Annotated in this window: 20 protein-coding genes; 12 read left to right on the forward strand and 8 right to left on the reverse strand. The window is 53.9% G+C overall.

Annotation, left to right across the window (positions count from 1 at the left end):
• Window positions 1–8: 8 nt before the first annotated feature.
• From anfG to nifH, 3 genes are all read right to left on the reverse strand, one after another.
• Window positions 9–359, reverse strand: coding sequence for a Fe-only nitrogenase subunit delta (gene anfG / locus EH207_RS13785; protein WP_137714502.1), 351 nt, complete (start codon window positions 357–359; stop codon window positions 9–11).
• Between the two features lie 9 nt (window positions 360–368).
• The gene (gene anfD / locus EH207_RS13790) at window positions 369–1,940 is read right to left on the reverse strand and encodes a nitrogenase iron-iron protein, alpha chain (protein ID WP_137714503.1); all 1,572 of its coding nucleotides are present in this window, start codon (window positions 1,938–1,940) and stop codon (window positions 369–371) included.
• Between the two features lie 71 nt (window positions 1,941–2,011).
• A complete protein-coding gene (nifH, locus tag EH207_RS13795) occupies window positions 2,012–2,839 on the reverse strand; it encodes a nitrogenase iron protein (RefSeq protein WP_137714504.1) in 828 nt (275 codons plus the stop codon).
• A 118-nt stretch (window positions 2,840–2,957) separates the two neighbouring features.
• On the opposite strand from nifH, the gene EH207_RS18180 reads away from it, so the two are divergent.
• Entirely contained in the window at window positions 2,958–3,122 is a 165-nt protein-coding gene (locus tag EH207_RS18180; protein ID WP_175413681.1) for a hypothetical protein, read from the forward strand.
• A gap of 120 nt (window positions 3,123–3,242) precedes the next feature.
• On the opposite strand, the gene EH207_RS13800 is transcribed toward EH207_RS18180, so the two are convergent.
• Window positions 3,243–3,947 carry a glutamine amidotransferase gene (locus EH207_RS13800; RefSeq protein ID WP_137714505.1) on the reverse strand — a complete coding sequence of 235 codons (705 nt, stop codon included), beginning with the start codon at window positions 3,945–3,947 and terminating at the stop codon, window positions 3,243–3,245.
• 403 nt (window positions 3,948–4,350) lie between these two features.
• Between EH207_RS13800 and EH207_RS13805 the strand changes: the two genes are divergently transcribed.
• From EH207_RS13805 to EH207_RS13820, 4 genes are all read left to right on the forward strand, one after another.
• The gene (locus EH207_RS13805) at window positions 4,351–5,907 is read left to right on the forward strand and encodes a methyl-accepting chemotaxis protein (RefSeq protein WP_137714506.1); all 1,557 of its coding nucleotides are present in this window, start codon (window positions 4,351–4,353) and stop codon (window positions 5,905–5,907) included.
• A 498-nt stretch (window positions 5,908–6,405) separates the two neighbouring features.
• A complete protein-coding gene (locus EH207_RS13810; protein ID WP_137714507.1) occupies window positions 6,406–6,816 on the forward strand; it encodes a hypothetical protein in 411 nt (136 codons plus the stop codon).
• Window positions 6,817–6,874: 58 nt separating this feature from the next.
• On the forward strand, window positions 6,875–8,119 hold the full coding sequence (gene codA / locus EH207_RS13815; RefSeq protein ID WP_137714508.1) for a cytosine deaminase: 1,245 nt from the start codon (window positions 6,875–6,877) through the stop codon (window positions 8,117–8,119).
• Between the two features lie 380 nt (window positions 8,120–8,499).
• Window positions 8,500–10,332, forward strand: coding sequence for a sensor domain-containing diguanylate cyclase (locus EH207_RS13820; protein WP_137714509.1), 1,833 nt, complete (start codon window positions 8,500–8,502; stop codon window positions 10,330–10,332).
• Window positions 10,333–10,392: 60 nt separating this feature from the next.
• On the opposite strand, the gene EH207_RS13825 is transcribed toward EH207_RS13820, so the two are convergent.
• Complete coding sequence (locus tag EH207_RS13825; RefSeq protein WP_137714510.1) at window positions 10,393–11,388, reverse strand: type IV pilus twitching motility protein PilT; 996 nt, start codon at window positions 11,386–11,388, stop codon at window positions 10,393–10,395.
• Window positions 11,389–11,409: 21 nt separating this feature from the next.
• On the opposite strand from EH207_RS13825, the gene EH207_RS13830 reads away from it, so the two are divergent.
• From EH207_RS13830 to EH207_RS13860, 7 genes are all read left to right on the forward strand, one after another.
• Window positions 11,410–12,117: a YggS family pyridoxal phosphate-dependent enzyme gene (locus tag EH207_RS13830; protein WP_137714511.1), complete on the forward strand. Its 708-nt coding sequence runs from the start codon at window positions 11,410–11,412 to the stop codon at window positions 12,115–12,117.
• A 52-nt stretch (window positions 12,118–12,169) separates the two neighbouring features.
• Window positions 12,170–12,991 (forward strand): pyrroline-5-carboxylate reductase, encoded by an 822-nt coding sequence (gene proC / locus EH207_RS13835; protein ID WP_137714512.1) that lies wholly within the window; start codon window positions 12,170–12,172, stop codon window positions 12,989–12,991.
• A 53-nt stretch (window positions 12,992–13,044) separates the two neighbouring features.
• A complete protein-coding gene (locus EH207_RS13840; protein WP_137714513.1) occupies window positions 13,045–13,599 on the forward strand; it encodes a YggT family protein in 555 nt (184 codons plus the stop codon).
• Window positions 13,596–13,886 (forward strand): DUF167 family protein YggU, encoded by a 291-nt coding sequence (yggU, locus tag EH207_RS13845; RefSeq protein WP_137714514.1) that lies wholly within the window; start codon window positions 13,596–13,598, stop codon window positions 13,884–13,886. Before EH207_RS13840 ends, yggU begins: the two co-directional genes overlap by 4 nt.
• A gap of 17 nt (window positions 13,887–13,903) precedes the next feature.
• Entirely contained in the window at window positions 13,904–14,497 is a 594-nt protein-coding gene (rdgB, locus tag EH207_RS13850; protein ID WP_137714515.1) for an RdgB/HAM1 family non-canonical purine NTP pyrophosphatase, read from the forward strand.
• Window positions 14,490–15,632, forward strand: a complete 1,143-nt coding sequence (gene hemW, locus EH207_RS13855) for a radical SAM family heme chaperone HemW (protein ID WP_137714516.1) — start codon at window positions 14,490–14,492, stop codon at window positions 15,630–15,632. Before rdgB ends, hemW begins: the two co-directional genes overlap by 8 nt.
• Before the next feature lie 171 nt (window positions 15,633–15,803).
• Window positions 15,804–15,935, forward strand: coding sequence for an entericidin A/B family lipoprotein (locus EH207_RS13860; protein WP_137714517.1), 132 nt, complete (start codon window positions 15,804–15,806; stop codon window positions 15,933–15,935).
• Between the two features lie 75 nt (window positions 15,936–16,010).
• Here the strand turns inward: EH207_RS13860 and EH207_RS13865 are convergent, their stop codons facing one another.
• The 3 genes from EH207_RS13865 to aas are packed head-to-tail and all read right to left on the reverse strand — an operon-like array spanning window position 16,011 to window position 19,847.
• Window positions 16,011–16,466 carry a GNAT family N-acetyltransferase gene (locus EH207_RS13865; protein ID WP_137714518.1) on the reverse strand — a complete coding sequence of 152 codons (456 nt, stop codon included), beginning with the start codon at window positions 16,464–16,466 and terminating at the stop codon, window positions 16,011–16,013.
• Between the two features lie 10 nt (window positions 16,467–16,476).
• A complete protein-coding gene (lplT, locus tag EH207_RS13870) occupies window positions 16,477–17,694 on the reverse strand; it encodes a lysophospholipid transporter LplT (RefSeq protein WP_137714519.1) in 1,218 nt (405 codons plus the stop codon).
• A complete protein-coding gene (aas, locus tag EH207_RS13875; protein WP_137714520.1) occupies window positions 17,691–19,847 on the reverse strand; it encodes a bifunctional acyl-ACP--phospholipid O-acyltransferase/long-chain-fatty-acid--ACP ligase in 2,157 nt (718 codons plus the stop codon). The genes lplT and aas overlap by 4 nt, the downstream gene beginning before the upstream one ends.
• Window positions 19,848–20,818: the final 971 nt, after the last annotated feature.

A 20,818-nucleotide genomic window follows, 5' to 3' on the forward strand; every position in this document is an offset into this window, starting at 1 on the left:
GGCACCTCTTAATAACGTTGGTCGGTGAGCTCTGCGTTCAGCGACCCGGTGATCGTCAAATAATCCATCCGCTCATGCAGTGCCTTCATCAGCACACGAATCGCGTCGTGATCCATGTCGTTAAGCCAGGGGAAACGCGATCGGTACGCATCCGCCAGCACCACCGCGTCCACCCAATAGCAGCGATCGGCCGGGGTGCTCAGATCCACCGGCTCATCGCACAGCAGTTGCTGCGTTTTCAGCAAAATACCGGCGTTTTGCTTTTCGCGATCCCATGCCCTGGAGTGGAACTGCCAGAGGCAGTTCTTCATGATGTAGTCCACCAGCGCGTCAACCTTCGTCTCATTTGGATTGCTCATAACGCCCCCTTACCCGCCAACGGCTAAGGAGGATTGATCCGCCGCAAACGTGGGATAAACCCGTTCGCGCAGTTTGGATACGCTGTCATAACCGCCGCTGTATTCACGCAAATCCGGCGCGTTGCGCATCTCATCGCTCAGGCTGGCGTCGGAAAGCATCCTGGCGGTGACGAAACCGCGATCGGTCGGGATCTCGTCCTGACTGATGTCCAGCTTGGCCAACTGGTGAATCGGTGAATAAATGGCGTTGTAAATATCACGGGCAAAACGCACCCACCCTTCAAATCCTTTATAGGGGCCATTGTGGTAGGCGTGAGCATTCAGATAGGGCACGCGGATTTTCTTTGCGACTTCACCCGGACGTTTGCCGGTAAAGATGACGTCCGGCTTCAGCCGGTACATGGCTTCAAGCGACTCCAACTCATTGGGATCATCAATGGCCAGCGCCCCGGCCTCGCAGCGGGCAATGCCTTTTTCCATATCCCCCTGATGGCCGAATTTGGTATAGACCGACACCACTTCAACGCCCATCTCCTCATGAATGACATGCGCCCAGTGCCACAGTTTAGAACCGCCCGGCCACAAACAAACTTTCTTCCCTTTCAGACGGGCTTTATACCAGTCCAGTTCCGGTTTCCAGCGAGCGATCTCTTCATCAATAATCGCCTGCGCCCGATCTTCAATGCCGAAAAACAGACCGACTTTACGCAACGAGTCCGCGAGAGGCACGAAACCGAATCCGTCGATATCCAGACGCGGAATGTCGTAGCGCACCCGCAGTTCATTACAGATATATTCCGCTGAGCGCGCGCACTCCAGCACGTTCAGGTGCGCCCGGTGCATGGCCCGCAGGTCGTCATAGGCGCCATTGCCGGTAAAGGTGGACAGCACCTGAATGCCCATCCGTTTAAAGTAATCGACCATCACTTCTTGATCGCCCTGAATGTTGTATTCGCCGACGTAGTTAATGACGTAGTCGCTGGTGATTGTCGGCTCGACCGTGCCCACCTTCTGGTTAATCCAGGCAATATTGATTTTATGATGGCCGCCAGACTGACTCGGCCCCGCGAAGCCGGGCGAGTTGCAGACAAAAATATCCACCTCGGGCCGCTCATCCATCACTTCCTGCGCAACGGCGGCAATATCATCGCCAATCAGCGCCGAAGCGCAGGTCTGATAAATCGTCATACGTTTAATGGCCGGATGCGCGTCAAAGGCTTCAATGATATTTTTCTTCAGGATGCCTTCCGCGCCGAACACGATATGTTTTTCTTTCATATCCGTGGCGAACGTATATTTAAGCTGGAAGTTATCATTGTCGCTGATATAGCGTTTTGTCTGCCAGGTATCGTAAGTACAGCCGACCGGCCCGTGACTGAGGTGAATCACATCTTTCATCGGCGTGCCGATGACATGCTTCGCCCCGCAATAGGCGCAACCGCGCTCGGAAATACTGCCCGGAATGGTATTTAAATATCCCAGCGGCAACGCCGACGTTAAATCTTCACCCGGGCCTTTTACGACCGCATGCTGTTTCCTTTCAGGAATACACTGACTACAGTCAAATTCATGGTAAGGCATAATATATTCCCCACGCTAAATGAAAATCATCAATAAAGCCGCATGCGGCATTTATTCAGAACAACGAACGATCAGTCGGCCAGACCATATTTAACCACCATGGATTCCAACTGATCCATGGTTAACGGGCGAGGAATAACCAGGTCTTTATTTTCAATAATCTTGTGGCCTAATTCGCAATACTCTTTTGCCTGATTCGCTTCCGGCTCAAATTCCGTCACCGTTTTTTTATTAAATTCCGCTTTTTGTACAATATTGTCACGCGGCACAAAATGGATCATTTTCGTGCCGATGGCGGCGGTAAATTCCTCCAGAAACGCTTTTTCGCCATCCACATTACGGCTGTTGCAGATAATACCGCCGAGGCGGACGCCGCTCTGTTTGGCATACTTCACCAGCCCTTTGCATATATTGTTGGCCGCGTAGATCGCCATCATTTCACCGGAAGCCACGATATAGACCTCCTGCGCCTTGCCATCGCGAATCGGCATGGCGAACCCGCCGCAGACCACATCCCCCAACACATCAAAGAAAATAAAATCTAAATCATCGGTATAGGCTTTATTATTCTCCATCAAATCGATAGCGGTAATAACGCCACGACCCGCGCAGCCCACGCCCGGCTCTGGACCGCCAGACTCGACACAACGAATATCAAACACGCCTTTTTTCACCACCATATCGTTGGTGACCTTTTCTGCGCCCTGATCGCGTAATACATCCATTAATGTTTCCTGCGGTTTCCCTCCCAATATTAAACGGGTCGAATCCGCTTTCGGATCGCAACCGTGAATAAAAATCTTTTTTCCATGAAAATAAGCCAATGCCGCCGCTGTATTTTGGGTGGTGGTTGATTTACCAATCCCGCCCTTGCCATAAATCGCTAATTTCCGCGTCATCACACACCTCTGTTTAAATAAACGTTAAAAAGCCATGCATTCTGGTTTCAATGTTCAAAACCCATAGAGCAAAGGTTGTGCCAGCGCTGGCGTTATGATGAATACAATGAAAGGGAGCATGAGTCAGCGCTTGATAAATATGATCATTTATCAAGCGCGCGCATTAAAAAAGCCGACAATGGCAAAGCATAACGCGGCGATCCACGGTTATTCACAATACGATTTGGTTCACGCAGGTACGATTTTATCGGCGATCGTTCCTGAATGTCATATCCCTGAATAATTCGCGTTGCTGGCAGGCGGCGACGCAACGCATCCCCTGAAGCGGACACCAGTAAACAATGGGATGAGCGAGCGAAGCCAACGCGCAGGCCACTTGAAGGATGAAGGGGATAGACCGGGTTTATTGGGCCGTCTCACACTGCGTCAGCCAATTATCCATCATGCGATAGGCTGCATCGGCCAGTTCCGCGCAGTGACGCTCCGCCTGTTCCCGTAATAAACGCGGATCGATGCCTGCCTGTCCCAGTTCACAGGCGTGCCCCACCAGCCAGTAGGCAAGATTTCTGGGGGAGACTTCCAGATGAAACTGCAACCCCAACGCATAATCGCCAATCGCAAACGCCTGATGCGGGCAAACGGAGGTTCCGGCCAGCAGTTGCGCCTGGTCGGGAACCTCGAACCGATCGCCGTGCCAGTGCAGAACCGCCTTGCCATCCAGTGCGGATAGCGCCGAGCGCGCTCCGGCGGGCGTGAGCGTCAAAGGGCTAAAGCCGATTTCTTTGACGCCCATTGGCGCCACGCGCTTACCCAGCGCCCGGGCCATCAGTTGCGCCCCCAGGCAAATCCCCAGCACAGGCTTTTTACTCTCCAGCCGCTGACGGATCAGGTCCAACTCCGCGACTAAAAAGGGGTACGTCTCATGATCGAACGCGCCAATCGGCCCGCCCAATACCACCAGCAAATCGTAATCAACGAGGTCGACCGTCGACAGATCGTCCACCGCCGGATCAAGATAACGGCAGAGGTAGCCGCGTTTGTGTAAGAATGCTTCCAGAATGCCCAAATCTTCAAAGTGAACATGACGCAACGCCAGCGCAGTTTTCATCCGCTATTCTCCCAGGGGAAACCGGCCCGGCCGCCACACTCGGAGGTCGGTTTATTTGACCGGCATGTCTATTGGTTTGCCATCCGATATTGCCAGAACCGGCTATCTCTTTTAAATAACGATTTCAGGAACAGCGCAACAATGCGCTTAGCGCCCATCCCACGGCTGGCCCAGGCGCAGAATCCCTAACCGGCGGACAGGGAACCCGATCGTGCCGGCTTTTCCGATTTACCATATATTTTTAATTTTATCTTTGTCTTACCGTCATCAAGTATGCTTCCACAGAAGTAACCTCGTATTTTCTGTTTTATTCACCGCCTCGGAAACAACGCAACGTTTAACGGGTCGGCAAGTTTACGACTGTTGTCGCTTTAATGCTGCACACACAAGGAAAAGGGAAACGATGGGCCTGAAAAATATCTCTATTCGCACCGGATTACTGACATTATTGTTATTAGCAACCCTGCTGCTGCTTATCGTCAGCGGTATGGGCATTCTGGCGATTAAAAAGGACAAGGAAGCGCTGCTGGCGCTGAACCAAATTCAGGGAACCGAGCTCAGTAGCCTGATGAACGGATATAATCTCACGCTCAGGGCCAGAGCATCGGCAACGCTGGCCGTCAGAAAAATTGAAATGGGCCGGCTTGAAGAGGGCACGCAGGAAACAGGGATCGTGGAAAAAAATCTGCGCCAGTCCCAACAGGAAATCACTCACGTGATGGCCTCCGTCAAGCCGGATACCCAAAGATTCGGGCTAGCGCAGGACGTACAAAAAACCTATCAGGCCTACCTCGACCAGGGTATGACGCCGATGCTGAACGCTCTGCAAAAACAATACACCGACGAATATTACGACGTGCTCGAAAAGCAGCTCGGCCCGTTGAGCGATGCTTTCGATCAATCCATTCAGGCTTTCCGGATGCATGCGCAACAACTCTCCGAACAGCGGCTCGCGCTCGCGGAACACAATGAACGATTGATGCTGCTGCTGATCGCGATTTCCTGTCTGCTGTCGGTCGCGCTGGCCGGCCTTGCCTGGCTAGCGCTGCGGCACATGCTGTTAAAACCGCTGGATTTCGCCATTGAGCAACTGGAGCGCGTCGCCACGGGCGATCTGACGCATCGCCTGATGCTGGGCGGCAGTAATGAATTGGGGCGGCTTAACGACGCCATCGGCCGTATGCAAGGGGCGCTGTTGGACTCCGTCAGCCAGGTGCGTGACGCCAGCACCCAGATCGACCATGCCAGCCACGCACTCTTTGAAAGCAATATCCATCTTTCCCAGCGAACTGAAGAGTCCGCCGCGTCGCTGGAGCAAACCGCGGCCAGCATGGAGCAACTGAGCGCAACCGTGAAAAACAACGCCGAACATGCGGAATTGGCGCATCAGATCGCCAATTCCGCAGCGGATACCAGCAGTCTCAGCAGTGAATCCGTCGGTAATGTCATTGAAAAAATGCACGAAATCGACGCCAGCGCCAAACGGATTAATGACATTCTCGGCATGATTGACGGCATCGCCTTCCAGACCAATATTCTGGCGCTGAACGCTTCGGTGGAATCGGCCCGCGCGGGCGAACAGGGCCGGGGATTCGCCGTCGTCGCCGGCGAGGTCCGCAATCTGGCGCAGCACAGCGCACAGGCCGCCAAAGAGATCCGCGCCCTGATCGCTGATTCGCAAACACGCATTTCAGAAGGGCTAAATCTGGCTGCGCGCGCAGGCGAAACCATGAACGAAATGGATGAGGCGATCACCCAGATCACGCAATTGATGAAAAATATCTCCAGTGCGACACAAGAGCAGCACCGGGGCATTGAACAGGTCAATATCGCCTTCACCCAAATCGACAAAGCGGCGCAGCAAAATACGCAACTGGTGAAATCGTTTTCAACCACCACCCAATCGCTGGAAGAACAATCCCGGCAACTCATGCGTTCAATGGCGGTATTTCAGGTGTAACTATCCCTAATCCGGAAGCATTCGGGAAATGCTTCCGGATGTTTTCGGGCAACCATTTTCACCGCCCGGCGGCCTGATGAGATTAAACATTTCTTTTATGTTCTAAATAATATAAATATCCACATCTTAAAAAACAAAGATATCTCTCTCATCCCTATATTGTGACAGATGAAAATACTGATGTTGTCATGAAGTTCCAGGTGGCTGATTGAATTATAAATAAAATTTTCGTTTCCTGGTCTTGCTGATGTTTATTGTCGATTGACGGATGCGTGCCGCAGCCGGAAGAGGTAACCCATTGTTTGTTAACGCTAATCGATGCGAATATTCATTTTTCCATTTCAAAATCTAAAATACGCTTTAATCAAACCACCTAAAAACTGTTATTTCAGCGTCAAAATTTCATCCGGGAAAATATGACTTTTAACAAAATTAACAGAAAAAATGCATTAATAATTAGCGGTCTAGTTAAAATATTTTTATTGGCAGTGATGCTAAGTGTTAGCTGTTATTTTAACGATAATAAATGATGTGGCTCGCCATGATTCATCGGGTTCGCAAATCGCGCCACCCTATCGAACTGCATTTAGCGAATCCGGCCGGGTACGCCATGTCGCCGAGATCCCACGCCCCGCTAAAGGTATGCGCGCCTACGGCGAACCGGGTGCTCAAACAGCTCACGCCGGTTGTCGTTTGAGCACCCGGTTTATGAAAAAAACCCTGGGATATTTATTTGACGAACATCGTAAAAAACCGGCACTGTTGCTGGTAACACGGGATGCCATACAGCAAGAGAACGGTAATCTCATCAAGGCAGTGGAACGCCTGGCGATTCGCCGGAATACGCTAAACCTGCGTCTACAGCGGATTGAACGGCAGTCAGGCCAGTCAATCCGCTATTTTGTTTAAATGCGTCCGTCGCCTTGCTTATCTGGCGCAGGTCAAATACACAACAGCGGGAGTTTTTATGAAAATTATCAATGCCGCGCTTCGTCGGCGAAACGGACTTTTCACTATCACCTTAGATAGCGGGTTGATTGGTTCGATTGATGCCCAGACTGAGTACTTAACCGCGGCGGAAAACCGCGATGCGATCGACGCCAACCGCCGGTTGGTCATTCCTCCGCTGGTCGAGCCGCATATTCATCTGGATGCCGCGCTGACTGCGGGTGAACCGGAATGGAACATGAGCGGCACGCTGTTTGAAGGCATTGAACGCTGGGGCCAGCGCAAGGCCAGCATCACCCACGACGACACCAAACGCCGGGCGCACACCGCCATCGGTATGCTGCGCGATCACGGTATTCAGCATGTGCGAACGCATATTGACGTTACCGATCCCAGCCTGGCGGCGCTGAAAGCCATGCTGGAGGTGAAGCAGGAAGCGCGCGATCTGATTGATTTGCAAATTGTGGCTTTCCCGCAGGAAGGCATTGAGTCCTTTGCCAACGGACGCCAATTGATGATGCGCGCCATTGAAATGGGCGCCGATGTGGTCGGCGGTATTCCCCATTTCGAGAACACCCGCGATCAGGGGGTGAGTTCCATCAAGTTCCTGATGGACCTGGCCGAACGCACCGGTTGCCTGGTAGACGTACACTGTGACGAAACCGATGACGCCCAATCACGCTTTCTGGAAGTATTGGCTGAAGAAGCGCGGGTGCGTCGGATGGGACATCGGGTCACAGCCAGCCATACGGTGGCCATGGGCTCTTACGACAACGCCTACTGCTATAAGCTGTTCCGCTTGCTTAAAATGTCGGAGATCCATTTTGTTTCCTGCCCAACCGAAAGTATTCACCTGCAAGGACGTTTCGAGACCTTCCCCAAACGACGCGGCGTAACCCGGGTAGCCGAACTCGACCGCGCGGGCATGAATGTCTGCTTCGCACAGGACTCCATCAAAGATCCGTGGTATCCGCTTGGAAACGGCAACATTCTGCGCGTGCTGGATGCCGGATTGCATATCTGCCATATGATGGGCTATGAAGATTTGCAACGCTGCCTCGATTTTGTCACCGATAACAGTGCCAAAGCGATGAATCTGGGTGAGAGATACGGTATTGTCGTCGGCCGCCCGGCCAATCTGGTGATACTGGACGCCGAGAATGACTACGAAGCCATACGCCGCCAGGCCAAAGCCAGCGTGTCGATTCGTGGCGGTAAGGTTATTATGCGCCGGACGCCGGAGCAATTCAGCTATCAGGATTAGAAGCCAGGCATCCGGTTGACGCCCGGATGCCGCTACCGTTTGCCACGTCCGGATCGGAATGGATAGAAAAAATTGGATAAGGGAAAAGATAAATTTAATAAAAAATCGATCTAAGCCACAAAAAAAAATTCCTGCGTTATACTCTCAAATAAATTAAAAGCGATTCTCCAACGTTTTCCAAACGTCTGCTGTGGAATACGCATAATGCGTGCTTTTGGGATACAAAATTAAAATAATCTTCAATTCAAAAAAGAAAGGGGCATTCAGGCGGTTCACCGTCATTCCATGCATTCGCTTGAGCGTTATTCTCGGCCGAATACAGAGTAATATATTGAATAAATATTGTGGCAGGAATAATTAGGTAGAGATTAAAGATGAACATGAATAGTCAACTATCGGATACTGATTTGATTACCCGACTTTACAGTCAGGACAAATTGGTGGCGCTGGATAAAGCGTACGCTATCGCCGAGTTCGATCCATTCGGCAGGTTGGTCGAAGCGAACACCTGTTTTTGCAACATGTTAGGCTTCGACAAAGCCGAGATTATCAATCAGCACCACAAGACATTTTTACTCGAACAACAGCGGCAGGAGCACGACCATTTCTGGCCCAGCGTGATTAATGGCGATATCCGCTTCGGGGAATTCAAACGCCGAACCCGGCACGGCGATCCAATTTGGATTCATGCCGCCTATACGCCGATTGTCGATGACCACGGCCAAAACATCGGAATCATTGAACTGGCGCTGGATATTACCCGGCAAAAATATTTCACGACCGAGCACCGCATAAAATTAGAAGCCATCGATAATTCACAGTGTGTGATTGAATTTGATCGGGAAGGATACATCATTCATGTCAACGATAATTACCTCACGCTAACAGGCTATAAACGCGAGGAATTACTTGGAGAGCATCACAAATTATTATACGAAGAAGCCTATCTTCAATCATCGGAATACAAAAAGTTCTGGAGGACATTACGGCGCGGCCAATCTATTAGCGGTCGCTTTCACCGTCTGGGAAAAAATAATATGTCGCTTTGGATACAGGCTACTTACAATCCGATAATGGATGATCATGGCAATATTAGCAAAGTCATTAAATACGCCCAGAATATAACGCAAAATGTTCAGACGGAAAAAAAAGCTGAACAGCAAGGCGCGATTCTCGATATTCTGCTCTCCGCGCACGACAGTTTTCTTCTCGATCACGATTTGCCTTCCGCCTGTGATAAAGTGTTTTCCCGCCTGCTGAATGTGACAAACAGCGAATTTGGCTTTATCGCCAAAGTGCTGGAAGATAAAAAAGGCAAGGCCCTCTTTATTCCCTCTATCTCCAACCTGTCATGGGATAAAAAAATACGGGCATGGTATAACCGGCAGCGTAAAACCCATGGCGGACTGGTATTCCGCCAGCTCGACAATCTGTTTGGCCATGCCGTCACCCACAACACGGTGGTCTGTACCAACAATCTGGCGACTCACCCGGCCGGCCAGGGTTTTCCGACCGGACACCCGCCGCTATACTCGTTTCTCGCTATTCCCATCACCCACAATGGCAAGCCTATCGGCATGATAGCGTTGGCGAATCGTCCAAGTGGCTATGACCAAAATCTGATTGACCTGCTGGCTCCGTTGGTGAAAACGCTGGGCATCATCATTCACGCCCGCGATCTGGAAGATGAACGCAGGCGAACAGAAGAAACGCTGCGTTTCAATGCCGGTCATGATTATCTTACCGGGCTACCCAACCGCAGCAATTTTTTTGAGCAAGCCAACGCGTTTTTTCAGTCCAGCCAACGGAACGTCAACGTAAAAAAAAGCTGCCTGGCACTGCTGGATATCGATTTTTTCAAGAAAATAAACGACAAATACGGCCATTTAGCGGGTGACGCGGTGCTCAAGGAACTGGCGGGTTTGATGCGATTATCACTGCGTAATGACGATCTGGTCGCCCGCATTGGCGGCGAAGAGTTTATTCTTCTGCTCAGAAATGTCTCTTACAAAACGGCGCTGACGATCATAGAGCGCATCCGCAAGCGGGTTGAACAGCATTCGTTGTCGTATGAACAGAAAACGCTGAAATTTACGGTCAGCATGGGCATCGCGCCCTGGCGCCCGGACTTTGCCTCGGTGGATGACTGGATTCAACGTGCGGACGAAAACCTGTACGCCGCCAAACGACAGGGGCGTAATTGCGTGAAATAACCGGCAGGGCCAGCCACTGGCCCCCAACGTATCGCGCCGACAGATAAGGCACGCAGGCCGTCACTCCAGCAACCCCTCCCGGCGGCGCTGCTGCCAGCTTTGCTCAAAGGTCTGCATGCCCGCCTGCGCCCCGGTCTGTATCAGGCTGGGCAACTGGTGGCTTTTACCTTCCCGAATCAGATTGCTGACCGCCGGGGTCGCGGTCAACACATCAAACAACGCCACCCTTCCCCCTTGCGGCATCGGCAATAGTTTCTGCGCCGCCACCGCCTGTAAACACGCCGCCAGTTGGCTGCGAACAAAGGCTTTTTCCTCGCCGGGGAACACATCAATCAGCCTGTCGACCGCCTGCGCCGCGCTACGGGTATGCAGAGTGGCGAGCACCAGATGACCGGTTTCCGCCGCGGTCAGTGCCAGCCGGATAGTTTCAGTATCGCGTAATTCTCCCAGCAGAATAACATCGGGATCTTCACGCAGCGCGGCACGCAACGCTTGTGCAAACGATGCGCTGTGTTGGCCGATTTGTCGCTGCTGAACCAGGCACTGCCGGCTGGCGTGGATAAACTCGATCGGATCTTCCAGCGTGATGACATGGCGGGCATGCCGTTCGTTCAGGGCGGCAATCATCGCCGCCAGCGTAGTGGATTTCCCGCTCCCCGTCGCCCCCGTCACTAAAACCAACCCATCCTGCCGCTCAATCAGTTCGGAGAGGATCGCAGGCGCCCGCAGCGCGGCCAGAGAGAAGTGGGATGAGGGAATGAGCCGCAGCGCGACAGAGAGCCCGTGGCGCTGACGAAAAACGTTAACCCGCAGACGCTGGCCGTCCGCCAGCGTCTGCGCGCCGTCAACCTGCCCTGACCGCCGCAGTTGCCGTTGTTGGGCCGTCGACAGCCACGCCGCACACCATTGTTCCAGTTGTTCAGCACACAAACGTGGTAAGGTATTTTCAGACCGAAGTCGGCCATCAACGCGCAGCACCGGAGGATGTCCGCTACACAGGTGCAGATCCGAGGCATTATGTTTTACACTAAGCGCCACCCATTCACCCACATCCATAAATTAACCTCCTGAATCACTATGACCACTATCCAGCAGAATCTACAGGACATCCGCCAGCAGATCGCAACGGCCGCGCAACGGTGCGCAAGGGCGCCAGAGAAAGTTACGCTGCTTGCAGTCAGTAAAACCAAACCTGTGACGGCCATCGAAGAGGCGATCAACGCCGGACAACGGGCGTTTGGCGAAAACTATGTTCAGGAAGGCGTGGACAAAATCCGTTACTTTCGGGAAAACCGGCCGGATACGCCGTTGGAATGGCACTTTATCGGCCCGCTCCAGTCGAATAAGAGTCGGCTGGTGGCGGAACATTTTGACTGGTTTCATACCGTCGATCGCCTGCGCATCGCCCAGCGTCTGAGTGAACAGCGTCCTGCCTCGCTGCCGCCGTTAAACGTTCTGTTGCAGATCAATATCAGCAACGAAGAGAGCAAGTCCGGCATCATGATTGAAGAACTCACCGGACTGGCCGCCAGCGTCGCCGACTTGCCGAATCTACGCCTGCGTGGTTTGATGGCTATCCCGGCGCCGGAAACGGATTATCAGCTTCAGCTTGACGTTTTCCGGCGAATGGATGACCTGTTCAAACAGTTGGCATTACACTATCCCCACATTGATACCTTATCGATGGGGATGACCGATGATATGAAAGCGGCCATCGCCGCAGGCAGTACACTGGTGCGGATCGGCACGGCCATTTTCGGCGCGCGCGATTATTCAGCCGCATAGCCCGAATCACAGTACCGCCTTTCGCAAAACACGGTAATCAGCGAGAATTCAGATGCAACAACGTAAAATAACGTTTATTGGCGCCGGGAATATGGCGCAGGCCATTGTCGCCGGATTAATTGAAGGGGGCTACCCCGCCAGTAAGGTCAGCGTATGCGCGCCTTCCGGCAAACATCGTGACGTCCTGGCGGCCCGATATGGCGTGACCAGCAGCGACGATAACGCACGTTGCGCGCAGGAAGCGGACGTCATTGTGCTGGCCGTCAAGCCACAGTTGATGGCGAGCGTGTGCGAAGCGTTACGGCCACAGGTGGATTTCACCGGCAAGCTGGTGCTGTCGATTGCCGCCGGTATCAGCATCGCCCGTTTTCAGGCGCTGTTAGGCGAGCAACTGAATATCGTGCGCATTATGCCCAATACGCCCTCGCTGGTGGGCAAAGGCATGAGCGGGCTGTATGCGCCTGCCGTCGTCAGTGAAACCGATCGGGCATTCACCGCCGGGCTGATGGAAAGCGTTGGCAAAGTATGCTGGGTCGAGAATGAATCCGGCATTAACGGGGTTATCGCCGCGGCGGGCAGCGCGCCCGCCTATTTCTTCCTGTTTATGGAGGCCATGCAGCAGGAAGCGATGCGTCAGGGATTCGATCAGGATACCGCGCGTCTGTTGGTGCAGCAGGCGGCAACCGGCGCCGCCGCGCTGGTTGAAGCGAACCCCGATACGCCGCTGTCAACGCTGCGCGAAAATGTGACGTCCAAAGGGGGCACCACGGCACAAGCGCTACAGGTATTCAACGAGCGCCAGTTGACGCAAACGGTGTCCGCTGCGATGCAGGCCGCCGTCAACCGCGCACAGGAAATGGAAAAGCTTTTTTAACGCACCGCGTTAATCATCCGCCCGTTTACTCTTAATAAGGAACTGACGTATCTATGCTCACCCTGACTTTTCTGGTCAAAACGCTGGTTGACCTTTATGTGATGGTATTGCTGTTGCGCATCTGGATGCAGTGGTCGCGCAGCGACTTTTATAATCCGCTGTCGCAATTTGTGGTCAAAATCACCCAGCCGATTGTCGGACCGTTGCGCCGCATTCTGCCGTCATTGGGTCCGATTGACAGCGCCTCGCTGCTGCTGGCGTTTGTTCTGACTACCATCAAGTATCCGTTGCTGCTGCTGATTCAGGTGGGGGCGCTGTCGCTCAGCCCGATGAATCTGCTGGTCGGTTTACTCTCCCTGATCAAATCGGCGGGCTACCTGATTTTCTGGGTGGTGATTATTCGCTCGCTGATGAGCTGGATAAGCCAGGGCCGCAGCCCGGTCGAGTATCTGCTGCATCAGTTGACTGAACCCTTTATGGCGCCGATCCGCCGCGTTATCCCGGCGATGGGCGGCATCGATTTCTCCGCCATGGTGGTGATCCTGATCCTGTATTTGCTCAATTATCTGGGTATGGATCTGTTTCCGGGACTGTGGTTCCTGCTGTGAGCGCCGTCGTCCGCCAACATGACGATCTGGTGATTCGGCTGTATATTCAGCCGAAAGCCAGTCGCGATCAGATTATCGGGCTGCACGGCGACGAACTGAAAGTCGCCGTGACCGCCCCGCCGGTCGATGGGCAGGCCAACGCCCATCTGACCAAATTCCTCGCCAAACAATTCCGTGTCGCCAAAAGTCAGGTCGTTATCGAAAAAGGTGAACTTGGGCGGCATAAACAGATTAAAATCATCAACCCGCAAACTATCCCGGCTGAAGTCGCGGAACTCATTCAATAAAGACGCAGGAAAACAGCATGCAAAAAGTGGTTTTGGCGACCGGCAACCCCGGTAAAGTGCGCGAACTCGCCAGTCTGCTGGCAAACTTTGGCCTGGATATCGTGGCTCAAACCGAACTGGGGGTCGATTCCGCCGAAGAAACGGGGCTGACGTTTATTGAGAATGCGATCCTGAAGGCGCGTCATGCCGCGCAAATTACCGGCTTGCCCGCCATTGCGGACGACTCCGGGCTGGCGGTGGATGCGCTGGGCGGCGCGCCGGGTATTTATTCCGCACGCTATGCCGGTGCTGACGCCAGCGATCGGCAAAATCTGGATAAGCTGCTGCATACCCTGAAAGATGTGCCTGACGCACAGCGCGGCGCCAGCTTTCACTGCGTGTTGGTCTATCTGCGCCATGCGCAAGATCCTACTCCGCTGGTGTGCCACGGTCGCTGGAAAGGGGTATTGACGCATCAACCCGCGGGCGTGGGCGGTTTTGGTTACGATCCGATCTTCTTCGTGCCGGCACTGGGCAAAACGTCCGCCGAGCTCACGCCTGAAGAGAAGAACGCCCGCTCCCACCGCGGTCAGGCGTTGCGTTTATTGCTGGATGCCCTGCGACATGCTTAAACGGCCGCCGCTCAGCCTGTACATCCATATTCCCTGGTGTGTGCAGAAATGTCCCTATTGCGATTTCAATTCACACGCGCTGAAAGGCGATGTGCCGCATCAGGAATATGTTGAACATCTGCTGGCCGACCTTGATGCCGATCTGCCGCTGACTGGCGGCCGGGCGCTGCATTCGATTTTTATCGGCGGCGGCACGCCGAGCCTGCTGAGCGCGCCAGCCATGCAATGGCTGCTGGACGGCGTGCGGGCGCGGCTGGCGCTGACGCCGGATGCCGAAATCACCATGGAAGCCAATCCGGGTACGGTCGAGGCCGATCGTTTCAGCGGCTATCAACGGGCGGGCATCAACCGCATTTCCATCGGCGTGCAAAGCTTCGATTCACAAAAGCTGACCCGGCTGGGACGTATTCACGGCCCGAACGAGGCCAAACGCGCGGCTAAGCTGGCCGCCGGGCTGGGGCTGCGCAGTTTTAACCTCGACCTGATGCACGGGCTGCCGGATCAATCGCTTGAAAACGCGCTGGACGATCTGCGTCAGGCCATCGCGCTGAGTCCGCCCCATTTATCGTGGTATCAACTGACCATCGAGCCCAACACGCTGTTCAGCTCGCGCCCGCCGACGCTGCCGGACGATGACGCGCTGTGGGACATTTATGAGCAGGGCCACCGGTTACTCAGCGCCGCGGGTTATCAGCAATACGAAACCTCGGCCTATGCCAAACCCGGTTATCAATGCCGGCACAATCTCAACTACTGGCGTTTTGGCGACTATCTGGGGATCGGCTGTGGCGCGCACGGCAAGCTTACCTTCAGCGACGGGCGCATTTTGCGTACGGTAAAAACCCGCCATCCGCGCGGTTACATGCAGGGCAATTATCTGGACAGGCAGCATGACGTAGCGAACGAAGACCGGCCTTTTGAGTTTTTCATGAACCGTTTTCGTCTGCTGGAAGCCGCGCCGCGCGGCGATTTCACCGCTTACACCGGGTTGGATGAAAGCATCATTCGCGCGCAATTGGATCAAGCGCTGGCACAGGGCTATCTGATTGAATCCGCCACGCACTGGCAGATTACCGAACACGGCAAGCTGTTTTTGAATTCGCTGCTGGAGCTGTTTCTGGCGGAAGAACAGTAATGCACCGCCTTCATCCGTGGGTAGGCCATACCCGATTAACATCCCCTACGCGCCACCACCCACCCTCAGGCTGACTAAGATGATAAATATCAACCTTTTCGGGGTTGCTGAGATTGAATTTCTGCCCAGTGTTATGACAAAGTGTAGTGATGTACAACCCTGCTGGTAACGATGATGAGATTGACGAAATTAATACTGGTATCCCTGCTGATGGCAGCAACGCTAAGTGGTTGCAATACCACGCGCGGTTTTGGTCAGGACGTGGAGAAATTAGGCAGCAAAATCTCTAATTCAGCCAGTTGACTTTGGCTGAACGCTATTCAAACAACCCGTAGGCGTCAGCCGCGGGTTTTGCGTTTCAGGGCGATGCCAACACGCTCAGCGTGCAGACCGCATATCAATATGCGCAATACCGTCTTCGTCGTAGACCTCACCGGCCGCCACAAAGCCAAAGCCGGCATAGAACGGTCGCAGATGCGCCTGAGCGGACAAAAAAATCGCTTTCTGCGGCCAATGGCGCGCGCAGGCAAGCAGCGTATGTTCCATTAATTGATGTCCCAGTTGTTGCCCTCTGGCGTGAGGCGCGACGGTTACCCGCCCAATGGTCACCGCGCCCTTATCCGGTCGCGGCGCCAGCAGACGCGCATAAGCAGCGAGTTTACCGTTATCATACGCCGCGATATGGCGATTCCCGTCAGCCAAATCGCCTCCGTCGATATCCAGATACGGACAGGTTTGCTCAACCACGAAAACCTGATTACGCAGGGCCAGAATATCATGCAAGGAGTAGACATTCAGATCCTCAATGCACCAGTCATGCCATATCAGATTCATCTTTTAAATCCTATTGGTGATGACTTTCACGTCGCTTGGCGAAAATCAGCCACACCCACAGCAAGGCAATCGCCAGCGCGAATAATACGCCGAAGCCCACACCGATGGCGATCACCGAGACCCCCAGTTTTACCACCAGCGAATAAAGTCCCAGCATCAGCAGCATCGCGGCGTTTTCGCCCAGATTTTGCACGGCAATGGCGTTACCCGCTCCGACGCTGGCTTTACCGCGATCCTGTAACAACGCATTGAGCGGCACAATGAAAAAACCGCCCAGCGCGCCAAGCAAAACCAGCAGGCAGTATGCGCCAATCAGGTTGTGCTGAAAGGTAAAGATCACCACCACGACGCCAATCAACACCCCTGCGGGCAGGCAGCGCTGAACCGTGTTCAAGGTAATCAGCCTGGCCGCCGCGCCAGCGCCGACCACAATCCCCACCGCCACCATCGCGTTCAGCAGCGTCGGCGTCGCGTTATCCGTCATGCCCAGCGCCAGCGGCACCCACAGCACCAGCAGAAAACGCAGCGTCACGCCCGCGCCCCAGAACAGGCTGGTGCCGACCAGCGAAAAACGGGTTTCCCCGTCACGCCACAGCACGCGGCAGGCAGAGAAAAAGCTGCGCGTCATCCGAGTAGGGTGCCAGGGCTGCCCCGGCCGCGCCGCCGTGAGACGCGGGATCAACAGGTTAGCCCCCAACGCGATACCATAGGCCACAGCGCAAATCGCCAGCGACGCATACAGGTTCCAGTCGGCCAGCACGCCACCGGCAACCGATCCGGTCAGGATCGCCGCGATGGTGGAGGCTTCCATCAAGCCGTTGGCTTTAACAAGCTGATCGCCGCGGGCGATCTCGCCCAGAATCCCGTACTTGGCGGGCGAATAGGCCGCCGCGCCAACACCCACCAGCGTGTATCCCAGAAACGGATTTCCCCCGGCGAAAATCAGCAGCGCGCCAACCAGCTTCAGGCTATTGGCGAACATCATCACCCGCCCTTTGGCAAAACTGTCCGCTACCTGCCCAACGAAAGGCGCCAGAATGATATACGCCGCCACAAAGCCCATCTGTAAAAACGGCTGACTCCAGTCGGGGTAAACAAGCTGTTTGATCAGCGCGAGCGTGGCAAACAGCAGCGCATTGTCACCAAAAGCGGAAAAAAACTGCGCGATAATCACCGCGCTCATACTACGCGACATCAACGGCGTCGCGGATTGCGGCGTCTGATTCATGATGCCTGCTCCGGTTGGTCGGCCATCTGACGTAAGGTGACAAAATCGGGTTTCCCGCTGCCGAGTTGCGGTAATGCCTGCACGTGCCGGATATCCCGCGGCACCATCAGCTCAGGCATGCCGCTGCCGCGCGCCCGCGCCAGCAGTTTCTCGCGGGTCAGTTGACTGTCGGTGGTAAACAACACCAGCGCTTCCCCTTTGCTGTTGTCGCTTTTAGCGCTGGCGGCATGCTGCGCGTCCGGGGAAACCGCTGTCGCCAGTAGTTCCACGCTTTCCAGAGAAACCATCTCGCCCGCTAGCTTGGCAAAGCGTTTCACCCGCCCGATGATGGTGCAAAACCCGTTGTCGTCCAGTTCGACGATGTCGCCCGTGTCATACCAGCCCATCTGCAATTCACCCTGTGCGTTTTCCGCCGCAGGCGCTTCCAGTACGCCCGGATCTTCAACCCGCAAATAGCCTTTCATGATGTTCGGTCCGCGCAGTTGTAAGCGACCGCCGCGTTCGATACCCGGCACCGCGATCAAACGCGACTCCATTTCCGGCAGCAGACGGCCCACGGTATGGATTTTTGTGGCCATCGGGACATTGATCGCCACCACCGGCGCACACTCCGTTACGCCATACCCTTCCAGAATACGAATGCCGAATTTGTCCTGCCACAGTTGGCGGGTTGATTCCAACAGTTTTTCCGCCCCGGCCACCACATAGCGTAAACGGGCGAAGTCATAAGGATGCGCAAAACGCGCATAATTGCCCAGAAAGGTGGACGTGCCGAACAGCACGGTGCAGTTCTGATCGTAGACCAGTTCCGGCACAATACGGTAATGCAAGGGGCTGGGATAGAGGAAGACTCTGGCACCTGTCATCAACGGGGTCAGCAGCCCGACCGTCAGTCCAAAAGCGTGAAACAGCGGCAACGCGGACATAAAGCGGTCACGCGGGGTGAAATCGGCCACGGTGCGGATCTGCTCGACGTTCGCCAGCAGGCTGTCATGGGCGTGCACCACGCCCTTCGGATTTCCCTCCGAACCGGAGGTAAACAGTACAATCGCGGCATCGTCCGCCTGTTGCGGCAACATAGCTTTAGCAGGAAACAGTAGGTGAAACAGGATCCACAGTTTATCCGCCAGCGTCACCGTGTCCTTCAAATCTTCCAGATAAACCCAGTTGGCATCATTCACCTGCCTGGGTAGGTCGGTGAGTTTCCCCTTTTCCAAAAACTGGCGTGACGTCACAATGGTTTTGATCGTCGCGGCCTTCATCGCGCTTTGCAGCCCTTTGGCTCCCGCCGTGTAATTGAGCATCGCAGGAACGCGGTTGCGCAAGGTCGCCCCCAGAATCACGGCGGCGGTAATTGTCGCATTGGGCAATAACAATCCGACATGTTCATCCGCCTGAGTAAAACGTTGCAAAATGCGCGATACGCCGAGCGATTTTTTCAGTAATCCTTGATAGTTATCTTCTTTGAACGCGATATCCGCAATACAGGGAGAGCGGCGGCCATAGCGCTGGCGGGCGGCAAGAAACGCCTGATACAGCGTTTGACGCGGGCGCGTGGCCATCCTCGCCGCCATCATGATCTGATGCAGATGCTCACCCGCCAGTATGCGACGTTCTCTGGCGCTGCTTGCCCCAGGCATTGGCAGCAGGGTCGGCGGCAGGTAGCTGATGGTGATTTGTGGAAACCAGTGACGTTTGAAGATCCCGCCCAAACGACCGAAGGGCGAAAGCTCCGCGCCATCAATCCGCACGGGAATAAGGGTCGCGCCGGATTTGGCCGCGATAAACGCCGCGCCGCTGTAAATTTTCATCAGCGACCCGGTCACGGTGATCCGTCCCTCCGGGAAGAGCACCACCGGCTGGCCGCGCTCTATCACCTTAATCAGTCCTTTGATGGCTAATGGTTTGGTCGGATCAAGCGGCACAAAATCAATATAGGGTTTCAGCCAGCGCATAAACCAGCGTTCTGAAATGGAGGAGTACACCGCAAAAACAGGCTTTATAGGCAAGAACAACGCCAGCAACGCCCCATCAAGAAAGGAAACGTGGTTAGGTGTAATCAGTAATTTGGATCGCTGGAAACTGCTGCTGTCGCCCTCAATCCTGATGCGGTACAGACGCCGGAACACCCAGCGTAACAGGGTATAAATCATGTCTTCTCCAATAGACAGATAAACGGTGTAGCCCGCTTAACAGGCGGGCCTGCTGGTTACCGTAACCAAAAGCGCTCGGTATCAAAATACCTTAGCGCACGGCTCATCACCAGAGTGATAAGACGTTTCTTCCCGTTTCTCTCACGGCGACACGATGGCTGGATGAATTGTTGCCGCGCTATCCGCCGCGACAACACCGGCGAGCAACAGGCAAAAAAAAACCTACGCATCCGCGTAGGTCGGTGTAATCAAAGGGTTCAATGTACAGAGCACATTGATACATCACCAATCAATACCTCTGGGACTTTCACTCTAAAGAGTCGCTGTCCGATAAACCAGTGAGTAATCGAAAGAGATTTGGCAGAAATGCAACCAACTGTAAAATTCAGCCGTATCCTGTAAGAAACGCGGCGATGTCCGTAGAGAATAAGGTGAAGGTAAAACCGACTCTCTGAAGATCAGAGAAATAGCTCGGTTATAACCGGTTATGGCAACGCAGTAATGGAGGCAGAAAATGTGGATATTTATTGGCGCTTATTAAAGCCGGGTATATATCGTGAGGCTTCGTCAGAAAACCTGCATCTGGCAGATGCCCATATTGCATTTAAAACCTGGGGGATTTGGCAAACAGGCTTGTGAAAATCACCTAGGCTATTCCCTTCGCCGTGCTTGCCAATTTATCACCAAACTATAATCAAATAATCAATACCTGATTATTTTTCAATTATTAACGATACTCACCTATCGGCTTTTATGCACAATGACCCCTTGCGCTCGTCGGGCTGCAAGGTGGCTTATAGTCCCCCATATTGACGGCGGAAAATGCAGAGCCAGACAAGCTAATCACGGTGATACCAGCTAAAAGAACGGTCTTAGCGAATTGAACTGTTTTCTTGTTCATCGATTGATCCCTTAATATTGATGAGTGGATTAATCCGTTATATACATATCGAATAGTCTTAACAGGTTTC

The sequence above is a fragment of the Brenneria rubrifaciens genome (assembly GCF_005484945.1).
Lineage (GTDB): Bacteria > Pseudomonadota > Gammaproteobacteria > Enterobacterales > Enterobacteriaceae > Brenneria > Brenneria rubrifaciens.